Raw genomic sequence first — 12,926 nt, 5'->3', positions numbered from 1 at the left:
TCGGGTCACCTAGACTTTCGGCCATGACCGCTGCTGTCGCCGAACTGCTCGACTACGACGACGTCGTCGCCCGCTTCGACCCGGTGCTGGGCCTGGAGGTGCACGTCGAGCTGTCCACGGCCACCAAGATGTTCTGCGGGTGCTCGACCGCATTCGGCGCCGAACCCAACACCCAGGTGTGCCCGGTGTGCCTGGGGCTGCCCGGTTCGCTGCCGGTGCTCAACGGCGCCGCGGTCGAATCGGCGATCCGGATCGGGTTGGCGCTGAACTGCGAGATCGCCTCCTGGTGCCGGTTCGCCCGCAAGAACTACTTCTATCCCGACCAGCCGAAGAATTACCAGATCTCTCAGTACGACGAGCCGATCGCGTTCAACGGTCACCTGGACGTGCCGCTGGAGGACGGGTCGGTGTGGCGGGTGGACATCGAACGCGCCCACATGGAGGAGGACACCGGCAAGCTCACTCACGTAGGCAGCGACACCGGCCGCATCGAGGGCGCCAGCGAGTCCCTGGTGGACTACAACCGGGCCGGCGTTCCCCTGATCGAGATCGTCACCAAGCCGATCACCGGAGCCGGTGAGCGTGCCCCGCAGATCGCCCGGGCGTATGTGACCGCGCTGCGGGATCTGCTGCGCTCCCTGGACGTCTCCGATGTGCGCATGGATCAGGGGTCGATGCGCTGTGACGCCAACGTGTCATTGATGCCTACCGGGACAACGGAATTCGGAACCCGTACCGAGACCAAGAACGTCAACTCGCTCAAGAGCGTCGAAGTGGCGGTCAGCTACGAGATGCGTCGCCAGGCCGCGGTGCTGACCGGCGGGGGCACCGTCATCCAGGAGACCCGGCACTTCCACGAGGCGGGTTACACCAGCCCGGGACGGGTCAAGGAGACCGCTGAGGACTACCGCTACTTCCCCGAGCCTGACCTGGAGCCGGTGGCGCCGAGCGCCGAGCTGGTTGAGCAGCTGCGCGGCACCATCGGTGAGCTGCCGTGGCTGGCCCGCAAGAAGATTCAGGACGAGTGGGGCGTCTCCGACGAGGTGATGCGGGACCTGGTCAATGCGGGCGCGGTCGAGTTGGTGGCGGCCACCGTGGCAGCCGGGGCCTCCAGCGAGGCGGCCCGGGCCTGGTGGGGAAACTTCCTGGTGCAGAAGGCCAACGAAGCGGGTGTCGAACTCGATGCCTTGGCGATCACGCCGGCGCAGGTCGCCGAGGTGGTGTCGCTGGTGGAGTCGGGCGAGCTGTCCAACAAGCTGGCCCGCCAGGTGGTCGAAGGAGTGCTCGCCGGGGAGGGGGAGCCGGCCCAGGTGATGACCGACCGCGGCCTGGTCGTGGTGCGCGACGACTCGGTGATCCAGGCGGCGATCGACGAGGCGTTGGCCGCCAATCCCGATGTGGCCGAGAAGATCCGGGGCGGCAAAGTGCAGGCCGCCGGTGCCATCGTGGGCGCGGTGATGAAAGCCACCAAGGGCCAGGCCGACGCCGCCCGAGTGCGGGAACTGGTGCTGGAAGCCTGCGGGTAGACCGGCCGCCTCAGCCGGCGGCGGCGTGGGTCTGCGGTAGGCGACGGACTTGCTGGTTGCCCCAGTGCTCGAAGATGAACTGCAGCCACCGAACGTCGATCAACATCGTGTCGTCATCCTTTTCGCTAGACGGTCTCGGTGTGACCTTGACCCGAGCTCCAAGGTAAAGCCGATATTTAAGGCCGCGGGGGCGCAGTCGGTAAAGCTTCTGTGAGAACCGATCGCACGCTACCGACGACGAAAGTGGCCCCCTCCGCGATCGGAGGGGGCCACTCGTGGGCTGGAGAAAGGGCCTACAGGCCGATCGAACCCATCAGGTCGGCGAGCAGGTCGGTGCCGACCGCGCTGCCACCGGCGGCCACGTCGTCGAGCGGGTTGCTCACGCCGTCCCAGCCGAGAGCGTGGGCGATGATCTCTTCCAGGCTTTGCCACGCGCCCAGCAGCCCGACGCCTTGGCCCTCAACCACCAGCGGGAAGCCCATGAGGCCGGTGGTCAGCCCCAGTCCGTTGATGATCGAGCCGCCGATGCCGGGGGAGCTGCCGTCGGAGATCAGGTTGACGAAGCCCTCGACGTCGGTGCCGGTGAGGCCGGGGGACAGCAGGCCGCCGAAGGTGTAGCTGAGCGCGGTGACGTCCAGGTCTTCGGGCAGCAGGCCGGCCTCGGTCAGGCTGGGCAGCAGCGCGTCCAGGTTGAGGGTGGCCCCGTTGAGGAGCCCGCCGACCATGTTGGCCGGGAGGTTGGCCATGTCCTGCAGCGCCGCCGTCCAATCCGGGTTGTCGCCGGACAACGCGGTGCTGATCTCGGTAACGCCGTTGTAGAGCGCGACCAGCGGGCTGATGCTCGGGGCGAGCGCGCCGATCAGCACCCCGCTGAGCGGTGATGCCAGGAAAGAGAGAACCGGCGTGAGCTCATCGGTGCTGAGGGGGAAGTCGTCGGGCATGTACTGCGGCATCACCAGGGTGATCAGTGCCTGCAGCGCGTCGTTGCTCAACAGCAACGGTGACATCGGCAGGTCGGTCTCCATGCTGGGCTGCACGACGGCGTCGATGACGGCCTGCGGGTCGATCGACACGCCGTTGATCAGGTTGGCGATCAGCTGCTGGCTGGCCACCATCGGAGCCGCCGACATGGCGTCCCACAGCGTGGTGGCGTTGGTCTTGGCGGTGTCGAACACGTCCTGCCAGGCTCCGAACGGATCGAAGTCGGCCGTCAGCGCCACCGCGGATGAGTGCGCGGCAGGCAGGGTCGGCAGCGGCGCGGTGACCGGGATGGCGGCGATGGCGCCGGCGCCGACGAGCGCCGCGCCGGCGACGATCCACGGTGAGCGAACAACGTATTGCATGGGTCTCCTCATTACGGTTTCTGTGACGGGTCGCACAGCTCACGAAAGGTTACTTGAAAGTAGTTTAGGAGACCAATCACCGCCGGGATTGTGTGACGCGGCCGACGGGACGTGGCGGACAGCGGTCTATATTTCCGGAGCCTATCCAAATAATTACCTGGCCAAACAGATTTCTAGTCCATTATTGCGGGCAGTCCGCGGACCGGCGAGGGCCGTGCCGTTCGTGCAATCCGTCCGACGCTGAGGGGTTGTCCCGTCCGATTGCAAAGATTGGCCTGAGTCGACCTATTGCAAGCTCAGGTCAATGCGCGACCAAATCAGTCCTTGTCGTCATTGGCGCGCGGGAAGCCGCCGCCGGACGGGAACAGCGGGAACACGACGTCGTCGAGCTTCTCCGCGTCGCCCGCGGTCTTGTTCACCGTCGCGCCCCAGACATTGCCGTCCGGCGACATCTTGACGGCCCAGACGTGGCCGTGGGAGTCCTGGCGCATGACCTCCGGCTCGCTGGTGACCGAACCGGTACCCGACGCCATGCGCACGGCGACGGTTTGTTTGGTGTTGATCAGGTTGACCAGCACGATGCCGTCCATCGCGGCACACCCGGCGATGCCGGGCTTGTCCGGCCAGGTCCACACCGTCGACACCTGGGAGTCCTTGGTGATGCGCTGTAGGCGGTCGCCGCTCGGGCTGCGGTCGGTGACGTAGAGCGAGCCGTCGACGCGATCGACGCACAGGCCCCCGCCGGCGCCCAGCCCGCTCAGCGCGGTGGTGGGGGCGGCCTGGCCGATTGTCGTGGGTTGCTCGATGCGCAGCACCTTGCCCGCCGTCGACCCCGGGTCGGCCGCCGCGGCCGGATTGCCCGCGTCGCCGGTCAGCACCACCAGGGTGGTGGGGCTGGTGAAGACCAGCGCGCCGGTGTTTCCGGTCGCGCCCTTGGGGATCCCGGTCAGGATGTCCTTGGGCACATCGCCGTCGGCGACCCGGATCACCCGGTTGTCGGTGGGGGTGCTGATGTAGGCGTACATCAAGCGGTCCTGGGCGTACGTCGGCGACAGCACGATGTCCATCAGCCCGCCGTCGCCGGCCGGGTCGACGCCGATAACGGTCTTCACCTTGGGTTCGGCGGTCAGCGAGATCTCCTTGACCGCGCCGGTGGTCCGCTCGGCGACCAGTGCCGATTTGCTGTCGGCGTGCATGATCAGGCCGCTGGTGCTCTCCAGGCACCCCTGCATCACCCCGGGCGCCGGGCACTGCTTGGGGAAGGGGTTGGCCGGCAGGGGTGGCGGCGGCGGGGGCGTCGTGGTGGGTGCCATCCCGCGGCGGGGCACGGTGGTGAAGGGCTGGGACTGCGCGTCGTCGAAGTGCGCGCAACCGGTCAGAACCAGTAGGGCCGCGCCCAACACGACAGGCACCCGGTGAACCGCCCCGCGCATCCGCATGCCCGTCAGGTTACGGACACCGGGCCCGGGTCCGCCACGAAGCCCGCTGTAGCGCGGCGTCGTCGAGCCCGCACCGGGCCGGAATCGATTCGCTAACGAAGCCGTTCAAATCCCCAATCCCGCCGGGGTTGCCCTTACCCTTGCAGGGTGAAGAGTCAAGGTGAGGGCTCACACTGGCGGCGGCCGGGTGGAGCTGCCGACGCAGACAAAGGACGTCCCGAGTCGGCACGTCTGGTAGATCCGGAGGACGACATGCCATCGCCGACTTACACCGGTGATTTCGAGACTGCTGCTATCCCGCCCTATGACCCGACCGGCTCCCGTCCCCTCGGCGGCGACTACAACCCGCTGCCGTACGCCGAACCGCAGGCCGCCGCCGGGCGGGTGCCCGGTCCGATCGGCGCTGACACCGACGATCCATTTCGGGTGGTGGACCGGCGCGGAACCCAGGATCTGGGCCTGCTGATCCTGCGGGTGGGCCTGGGCGTGCTGCTGGTGGCCCACGGTCTGCGCCAGCTGTTCGGCTGGTGGGGCGGCCAAGGCCTGACCGGATTCAAGAGTTCGATCGCCGACGCCGGCTACCAGCACGCCGACATCCTGACCTACGCCGCCGGCGGCGGGCAGATCGCCGCCGGGCTGCTGCTGGTGCTGGGTCTGTTCACCCCGCTGGCGGCGGCCGGCGCACTGGCGTACCTGATCAACGGCGTGCTCGCCGGCGTCTCGTCGCAGAGCCCGGGCCGCTTCGAGTTCTTCCTGCCCGACGGTCACGAATTCCACCTGATGCTGATCGTGGTGGCGGTGGCGATCGTGCTGGTCGGACCGGGCCGGTACGGACTCGACGGCGACCGCGGTTGGGCCCGGCGCCCGTTCATCGGGTCGATCGCGGCGTTGCTGCTCGGGATCGCCGGCGGCGTGGCGATGTGGATCTTCCTCAACGGGGCGAACCCGATCGGCTGAACCCGGCGGTTTAGCGAGGCTCGACGGAGGAGAGCCGAAGCTGGAACCGCTGCAGGACGGTTCAGCGGTATGGGTTGGGCACCCGCCCGCCACTGGCTTCGGTGAGCAGCGGCAGGGTGGCGAAGCTGACCGCCGGCAACCGCAGTTGCTCGCCGTCGTGCAGGTGCGCCCGCGCCCACGACCCCCGGTTGAACCCCAGCCCGGCGATGTCGTCCCAGCCCACCGAGCGGCTGCCGAGCAGGTTCCGCACGGTGACCTGGTGTGCGTCGGCGACGGTCCGCCACCGGGCGATCAGCGCCGAGGCCAGCACCGGCAGCACCAGTACCGGCGCGGTGACCGGCCAGGTCAGGACCGGTATCAGCAGGCCCAGGGCCAGGAAACCGACCGCGAAGTGGGCCATCGGCGAGATGCGGATCACCAACGGTGCGGGATCGGGGGAGTGGGAGGCCACCTTCGCATGATGTCACCGCCGGAACCGGTCGTGCCGCTCGCGGCCGAAAGCCGTCACAAAAAATATTGACTACTTATTTTAAGTAGCGCATCATGGCCCCATGGCGCCGACCAGACCTCGCCGGACCCAGGCGGAGCGGACCGCGGGGACCCGGCACGCGTTGCTGGACGCGACGCTTGACGCGCTGGTCGAGGTCGGCTTCAAGGGCACCACGACCACCGAGGTGGCCCGTCGCGCCGGGGTATCGGTGGGGGCGCTGCAAGGCCATTTCCCGAGCAAGATCGGGCTGTTGACCGCCGCCATCGAGTTCGCGCTGAACCGCCGGATCGAGGAGTTCGAGATCTTGATGGCGGGCCTCGATCCCGCCGCCGACAAGCTCGATGAGGCCTTCGACCTGCTGTGGTCGATGTTCTCCGGCCCCACCTTCACCGCAACGCACGAACTGTGGGTGGCGGCTCGCACCGACCCCGATCTGGCGCCGGCGATCATTGAAACCGACCGGCAGTTCGCGGAAGCCTGCGAACGGGTGTACGCCCAACTGCTGGCCCCCGCCGGCCCGGAAAGTACCGCCACGGCACAGTCGCGCGTCGGCCTGCAGATGGCTTTCGCGCTGATGAACGGCCTGGCGATGTCGCGCTTGATCGACGGCTACGAACCGTTGGCCGCCAACGACATTCTCGACACCTTCAAGACGCTGGCCCGACCGCTGGTGGCCGGCCCGGCAGACCGACAACCACAGGAGGCGCCATGACCGCCGACCAGAACGGCCACCATCCCGCACGGCCGGCGGTGCACCCGCGTCGCATCCGGTTCAACTACCCGGTCGCCTCGCTGGATCGGCACTACGTCGCCGGCGACCTGGTGATGAGCCACGTCATCGCCCACCTGTCGGCGGTGTTTCCGGAGGGCGAGGACTTCTTCGTGCGCTCGGTGCGCCACTTCGCCGACCAGATCACCGATCCGGAGCTCAAGGAAAGAGTCAAAGGGTTTGTCGGCCAAGAGGTTTCGCATGGCCGTGAACATCGCGAGCTCAACGAGCGGCTGGCCCAGATGGGTTACCCCACCGCTCGGGTGGATCGCATGGTCCGCCGCCAGCTGAAGTTCGTCGAGCGGCGGCTGTCCCCGCTGAGCCGTTTGGCCATGACCGCGGCCGACGAGCATTTCACCGCGGTGTTCGCCGAGACCCTGCTCAGCGACGAACGCGCCCAGGCCCTGCTCGGGGAATCCGAGGTGCGGTCCATGCTGCTGTGGCACGCCGTGGAGGAGTCCGAGCACCGGTCGGTGGCCTTCGACGTCTACCGGGCGGTCGGCGGCAGCGAGAAACGGCGCATCCGGGTGATGCGGGTGATCCGGCTCACCTTCCCGCTGAGCGTGGTCATCTACTCGCTCATCTCGCTGTTCTCCGACCGGGCCGCCTACCATCCGGTGCGACTCGTGCGCAGCTTTGCCGCCCTGCGGCATTCGCCGTTCTTGACCCGCACCGTGTTCCGCCGGCTGGGCGACTACAACCGGTACGGCTTTCACCCCGACGACCATGACAACACCGCGCTGCTGGAGCACTGGACGGCGGCGCTGTTCGGTGAACAGGGATCACTCGCCGGCCATTTGCACTGAGCGCACCAAGGGAGTCATTTGACGCCCGGTCGGTGCAGCGACTACCGTCTTCGGCTATGGACAACGGCATGCTCGTAGTAGCCCCCTGCGCGTTGGTTGTTGCCTGAGCTTTCAACCACCAACGCGCAACCCTCGTGCAGCAGCTGAGCTGGCGGGGGTTTTTTGTTGCCACCAGTCCAATTCACCAGAGACAAAGAGGAAACCGTGAGCGCACCCACCACGCGACCGTCGCAGCGGTCGGCCGCAACCGAGGGGCCGCAGCCGGCCAACGGGGGCCCCTCCGCCGAGAAAGCCAAACCCGCGGCCCGGCGCGTCGCACCCGAGCAGCTGACCGGTGCCCAGTCGGTGATCCGGTCGCTGGAGGAACTCGACGTCGACGTCATCTTCGGTATCCCCGGTGGTGCGGTGCTGCCGGTCTATGACCCGCTGTTCGACTCCAAGAAGCTGCGCCACGTGCTGGTCCGTCACGAGCAGGGCGCCGGGCACGCCGCCAGCGGTTACGCGCACGCCACCGGGCGGGTCGGGGTCATGATGGCCACCTCGGGGCCGGGCGCCACCAACCTGGTCACCCCGCTGGCGGACGCGCAGATGGACTCGATCCCGGTGGTCGCCATCACCGGTCAGGTCGGGCGGTCCCTGATCGGCACCGATGCCTTCCAGGAGGCCGACATCTCCGGCATCACCATGCCGATCACCAAGCACAATTTCCTGGTCCGCAACGGCGACGACATCCCCCGGGTGATCGCCGAGGCATTCCATATCGCGGCAAGCGGACGGCCTGGAGCAGTTCTGGTTGATATCCCCAAGGACATCCTGCAGGGCCAATGCACCTTCGCCTGGCCGCCGAAGCTGGACCTGCCCGGCTACAAGCCCACCACCAAACCGCACAACCGGCAGATCCGGGAGGCCGCCAGGCTGATCGCCGCGGCGCGCCGGCCGGTGCTCTACACCGGCGGTGGGGTGATCCGCGGCGACGCCTGCGCGGAGCTGCGTGAGCTGGCCGAGCTGACCAACATCCCGGTGGTCACCACCCTGATGGCGCGCGGCGCCTTCCCGGATAGCCACCGCCAGCACCTGGGCATGCCCGGTATGCACGGCACGGTGTCGGCGGTGGCCGGCCTGCAGCGCTCCGATCTGCTGATCACCCTGGGCGCCCGCTTCGACGACCGGGTCACCGGCCAGCTGGACTCGTTCGCCCCGGACGCCAAGGTGATTCACGCCGACATCGACCCGGCCGAGATCGGCAAGAACCGGCATGCCGACGTGCCGATCGTGGGCGACGTCAAGGCCGTCATCACCGAGCTGATCGCCGCGCTGCGCACCGAGAAGCTGTCGCTGGACCTGGATGAGTGGTGGGCCTACCTCGACGACGTGCGCTCCACCTATCCGCTGAGCTACGGGCCGCAGAGCGACGGCAGCCTCGGTCCGGAGTTCGTGATCGAGAAGTTGGGCCAGATCGCCGGACCGGAGGCGCTGTACGTCGCCGGCGTGGGCCAGCACCAGATGTGGGCGGCGCAGTTCGTCAAATACGAGAAGCCGCGCACCTGGCTGAACTCCGGGGGACTGGGCACCATGGGCTTCGCGATCCCGGCGGCGATGGGGGCCAAGATGGGCCGCCCGGACGCCGAGGTGTGGGCGATCGACGGCGACGGCTGCTTCCAGATGACCAACCAGGAGTTGGCGACCTGTGCGATCGAGGGCATCCCGATCAAGGTCGCGCTGATCAACAACGGCAACCTGGGCATGGTGCGGCAGTGGCAGACCCTGTTCTACGGGGAGCGCTACAGCCAAACCGACCTGGCCACCCACTCGCACCGCATTCCCGACTTCGTGATGCTGGCCGAGGCGTATGGTTGCGTCGGATTGCGTTGCGAGCGTGAAGAAGACGTCGAAGACGTGATCAAGGCGGCCCGGGCGATCACGGACCGCCCGGTGGTGATCGACTTCATCGTGGGCGCCGACGCGCAGGTGTGGCCGATGGTGGCCGCCGGCACCAGCAACGACGAGATCCAGGCCGCCCGCGGTATCCGGCCGCTGTTCGACGACGAGGACAACGAGGGGCACGCCTGATGACAACCGGCTGGAAAACCCACACCCTGTCGGTGCTGGTCGAGGACAAACCCGGCGTGCTGGCCCGGGTGGCGGCGCTGTTCTCCCGGCGCGGCTTCAACATCGAGTCACTGGCCGTCGGCGCCACCGAGACCAAGAACATGTCGCGGATGACGATCGTCGTCTCGGTGGAGGACACCCCGCTGGAGCAGATCACCAAGCAGCTCAACAAACTGATCAACGTCATCAAGATCGTCGAGCAGGAGGACGACAACTCGGTCTCCCGCGAGATCGCGCTGATCAAGGTCCGCGCCGACGCCGGTACTCGTGGCCAGATCGTCGAGGCGGTGAACCTGTTCCGCGCCAGGGTGATCGACGTCTCGCCGGAGTCGCTGATCATCGAAGCCACCGGCACCCCGGCCAAGTTCGAGGCGCTGCTGCGGGTGCTGGAGCCCTATGGCATCCGCGAGATCGTCCAATCGGGTCTCGTATCGTTGTCCCGCGGTCCGCGCGGAATCGGCACGACCAAATAGTCCCCCAGAAGAGATAGAAAGAAGTGACACAAAGTGGCAGTTGAGATGTTCTACGACGACGACGCCGACCTGTCGATCATCCAGGGCCGCAAGGTCGGTGTGATCGGCTACGGCAGCCAGGGCCACGCGCACTCGCTGAGCCTGCGCGACTCCGGCGTGCAGGTGAAGGTGGGCCTCAAGGAGGGCTCCAAGTCGCGGGCCAAGGTCTCCGAGCAGGGCCTGGAGGTCGACACCCCGGCCGAGGTCGCCAAGTGGGCCGACGTGATCATGTTGCTGGCGCCGGACACCGCGCAGGCCGAGATCTTCAGAGGCGACATCGAGCCCAACCTGAAGGCCGGTGACGCACTGTTCTTCGGCCACGGCCTGAACATCCACTTCGGCCTGATCAAGCCGGCCGCCGACATCACCGTCGGGATGGTCGCACCGAAGGGGCCGGGGCACCTGGTGCGCCGCCAGTTCGTCGACGGCAAGGGCGTGCCCTCGCTGATCGCGGTCGCCCAGGACCCGACCGGCGCCGGCGAGGCGCTGGCGCTGTCGTACGCCAAGGGCATCGGCGGCACCCGGGCCGGCGTCATCAAGACCACCTTCAAGGAGGAGACCGAGACCGACCTGTTCGGTGAGCAGGCCGTGCTGTGCGGCGGCACCGAGGAGTTGGTCAAGGCCGGCTTCGAGGTCATGGTCGAGGCCGGCTACGCCCCGGAGATGGCCTACTTCGAGGTGCTGCACGAGCTCAAGCTGATCGTCGACCTGATGTACGAGGGCGGCATCGCCCGGATGAACTACTCGGTTTCCGACACCGCGGAGTACGGCGGCTACCTGTCCGGGCCGCGGGTGATCGACGCCGACACCAAGCAGCGGATGCGCGACATCCTCTCCGACATCCAGGACGGCACCTTCGTCAAGCGCCTGGTGGCCAACGTCGAAGGCGGCAACAAGGAACTCGAGGGGCTGCGCAAGCAGAACGCCGAGCACCCGATCGAGGTCACCGGCAAGAAGCTGCGCGACCTGATGAGTTGGGTGGACCGGCCCATCACCGAGACGGCCTAGTCGCTTCGGCGGTTCCGGCGGGTGCCGGTGCCACCGAAAACGAAAACCCCACCTGACAACTTCGTCGGGTGGGGTTTTCGCGTGGGACGCGGTTTTAGCCGAGATCGCCGAGGTCGAGACCGGCGAGGATGTCGCCCGGGTTGAAGTCCGCGGTGGCGTCAAAGCCGCTGAACATCCAACTCAGATCCATGTTTCCGAACGGGGTCACCAAGACATCGGAGATGCTCGCCGCGCTTCCATCGAGACCGGGGATGGCCTGGTAGATGTTCGTCCAGCCGAACAGTTCGGTCACCGAGTAAATCGTGCCGTCGGCGGGCAGGCCGGCGGTCACGCCATCTTCGAACTCGCCGCCGGTGATGGTGAACTGGGTGGTCTCGATCATGCCGAACAAGTTCGAGACATGCACCGCGGTGCCGACCGAGCCCAGCAGGCTGCCGTCGGCGCCGTAGACGTGGAGGTCCTGGGGAGACAACGCTGTGCCGAACAGCGAGCCGCCGCCGATCGCCAGCAGCGGCGCAACCCCGAACATCGGGTTGATCGCGGTGAAGCCCGCCACCTCAGTGCCGTTGTCAAGGGCGTAGGGGTCGAACGTGAGGCCGTCGAGGGCGAAGGCGTCTTTGCTGAGGTCACCCCCGACGCCGACGCCAAGCGCCGTCAGCGCCGCACCCGGGTCGAGTGGCTGGGTGGCATCGAAGCCGGCGAACAGCGAACTCAGGTCGGTGTTGCCCCATGGCGTCACCAAGGTGTCGGTGATGGTGGCCGACCCGCCGTCGGTGCCGGGCACCGCGGTGTAGATGTTCTGGATGCCGCCACCGAAGTTGACGACGGAGTACACCGTGCCGTCTACCGGCAGCCCGGCGGTGACACCGTCGGCGTAGGTGCTGTCGGTGACGGTGAATTGGGTGGCGTCGATCCCCAACAGGTTCATGGTGTTCAGAGTGGTGTGCGCCGTCCCGAGGTCGGTGCCGTCGGCGCCATATACGTCCAGGTCCTGCTCGTACAGCGGGAGCAGGATGGGGGGGTAGCCAGGGTAGTGCACCACGGCGGTGCCGCCGCCGAGGTTCATCAACGGCGCAACAGCAAAGAGTTCATTGGCCTCGTGGAACCCGTCGGTGCCGGGGTCGAAGGTCACGCCGGCGATGGTGAAGGCGTTATCGCTGAACTCGCCGGTACCGGCGCTAAGGCCGGCCAAGGCGTCGCCGGGGTTGAGACCGTGGGTGGCGTCATAGCCGGCGAAGAGCCAGTCCAGGTTCATGTTGCCCAGCGGTGTCACCAGCACGTCGGTGATGGTGCCGGGGCCGCCGTCGGCGTCGGGGGTGGCAATGTAGATGTTCTGGAAGCCGCCGCCGAGGTCGGTGATGCTGTAAACCGTGCCGACTGCCGGCAGGCCGGCGGCGCCGGCGCCGCCGTCGGCCTCGATGACCCGCAGCTGAACCGACTCGATGCCCAGCAGGTTCTGGACGTTGACATTGGCGCTGACGGTTCCGAGTTCGGAGCCGTCCTTGCCATACACGTCGAGCTCTTGTTGGACCACCCCGGGGGCAGTCAACTCGTCGCGGAGCGACGCGCCGCCGATACCCAACAGCGGAGAAAGCTGAGACAACGGTGCGATCGAGACGTATCCGTCTTCACCCGGATCGAAGGTGAAGTCGCCGATGGAGAAGGCGTTGTCGGTGACGGTGCTGCCCGTGCCGGTGTCCGCGACGGCGAGGGCAGTCGTCAAAAACACGCTGGCCAACAGGCCTCCGCCAGCGGCGCCTGCCGCGTAGAGAATGCGACGTTGCATTCGGAACTCCTCTTTCAGTTCATCCGTCCGGTTAAATACATTTTTGAGACAAACCCAGTGATGAAAGTAACATACCGATTAGTAACTTACAATAGACCTGAGAAAATTACGCCACCGTCGAATCGAACCCGGACAATGACGGGTTGCGCCCGGCTGGGCCAGGCTCGTCGCCGCCCACTAC

The 12,926-nt window shown here is 67.2% G+C and carries 11 protein-coding genes; 7 read left to right on the top strand and 4 right to left on the bottom strand.

Annotation, left to right across the window (positions count from 1 at the left end):
- Window positions 1-23: 23 nt before the first annotated feature.
- The gene (gene gatB / locus A5648_RS15415) at window positions 24-1,526 is read left to right on the top strand and encodes an Asp-tRNA(Asn)/Glu-tRNA(Gln) amidotransferase subunit GatB (protein WP_065025384.1); all 1,503 of its coding nucleotides are present in this window, start codon (window positions 24-26) and stop codon (window positions 1,524-1,526) included.
- Between the two features lie 293 nt (window positions 1,527-1,819).
- Here the strand turns inward: gatB and gjpA are convergent, their stop codons facing one another.
- Window positions 1,820-2,869, bottom strand: coding sequence for an outer membrane porin GjpA (gene gjpA, locus A5648_RS15410; protein WP_065025383.1), 1,050 nt, complete (start codon window positions 2,867-2,869; stop codon window positions 1,820-1,822).
- A gap of 317 nt (window positions 2,870-3,186) precedes the next feature.
- A complete protein-coding gene (locus A5648_RS15405) occupies window positions 3,187-4,308 on the bottom strand; it encodes a PQQ-dependent sugar dehydrogenase (RefSeq protein ID WP_065025382.1) in 1,122 nt (373 codons plus the stop codon).
- Between the two features lie 147 nt (window positions 4,309-4,455).
- Here A5648_RS15405 and A5648_RS15400 point away from each other — a divergent pair, with 147 nt between their 5' ends.
- On the top strand, window positions 4,456-5,265 hold the full coding sequence (locus A5648_RS15400) for a DoxX family membrane protein (RefSeq protein WP_065025381.1): 810 nt from the start codon (window positions 4,456-4,458) through the stop codon (window positions 5,263-5,265).
- A gap of 61 nt (window positions 5,266-5,326) precedes the next feature.
- Here the strand turns inward: A5648_RS15400 and A5648_RS15395 are convergent, their stop codons facing one another.
- Window positions 5,327-5,665, bottom strand: a complete 339-nt coding sequence (locus A5648_RS15395; RefSeq protein WP_065025407.1) for a PH domain-containing protein — start codon at window positions 5,663-5,665, stop codon at window positions 5,327-5,329.
- A 151-nt stretch (window positions 5,666-5,816) separates the two neighbouring features.
- Here A5648_RS15395 and A5648_RS15390 point away from each other — a divergent pair, with 151 nt between their 5' ends.
- The 5 genes from A5648_RS15390 (at window position 5,817) to ilvC (ending at window position 10,959) form a co-directional block, all read left to right on the top strand.
- Window positions 5,817-6,467: a TetR/AcrR family transcriptional regulator gene (locus tag A5648_RS15390; RefSeq protein WP_065025380.1), complete on the top strand. Its 651-nt coding sequence runs from the start codon at window positions 5,817-5,819 to the stop codon at window positions 6,465-6,467.
- Entirely contained in the window at window positions 6,464-7,330 is an 867-nt protein-coding gene (locus A5648_RS15385; protein WP_065025379.1) for a metal-dependent hydrolase, read from the top strand. Before A5648_RS15390 ends, A5648_RS15385 begins: the two co-directional genes overlap by 4 nt.
- 204 nt (window positions 7,331-7,534) lie before the next feature.
- Window positions 7,535-9,400, top strand: coding sequence for an acetolactate synthase large subunit (locus A5648_RS15380; protein ID WP_065025378.1), 1,866 nt, complete (start codon window positions 7,535-7,537; stop codon window positions 9,398-9,400).
- Window positions 9,400-9,912 (top strand): acetolactate synthase small subunit, encoded by a 513-nt coding sequence (gene ilvN, locus A5648_RS15375; RefSeq protein WP_065025377.1) that lies wholly within the window; start codon window positions 9,400-9,402, stop codon window positions 9,910-9,912. The genes A5648_RS15380 and ilvN overlap by 1 nt, the downstream gene beginning before the upstream one ends.
- Before the next feature lie 45 nt (window positions 9,913-9,957).
- A complete protein-coding gene (gene ilvC, locus A5648_RS15370) occupies window positions 9,958-10,959 on the top strand; it encodes a ketol-acid reductoisomerase (protein WP_207511727.1) in 1,002 nt (333 codons plus the stop codon).
- Window positions 10,960-11,053: 94 nt separating this feature from the next.
- Here ilvC and A5648_RS15365 read toward each other — a convergent pair whose 3' ends face one another.
- Entirely contained in the window at window positions 11,054-12,745 is a 1,692-nt protein-coding gene (locus tag A5648_RS15365) for a hypothetical protein (RefSeq protein ID WP_065025375.1), read from the bottom strand.
- Window positions 12,746-12,926: the final 181 nt, after the last annotated feature.

It is taken from the genome of Mycolicibacter sinensis (assembly GCF_001673565.1).
Taxonomy (GTDB): Bacteria; Actinomycetota; Actinomycetes; order Mycobacteriales; family Mycobacteriaceae; genus Mycobacterium; species Mycobacterium sinense_C.
This window is presented reverse-complemented; position numbering and strand designations above follow the sequence as displayed.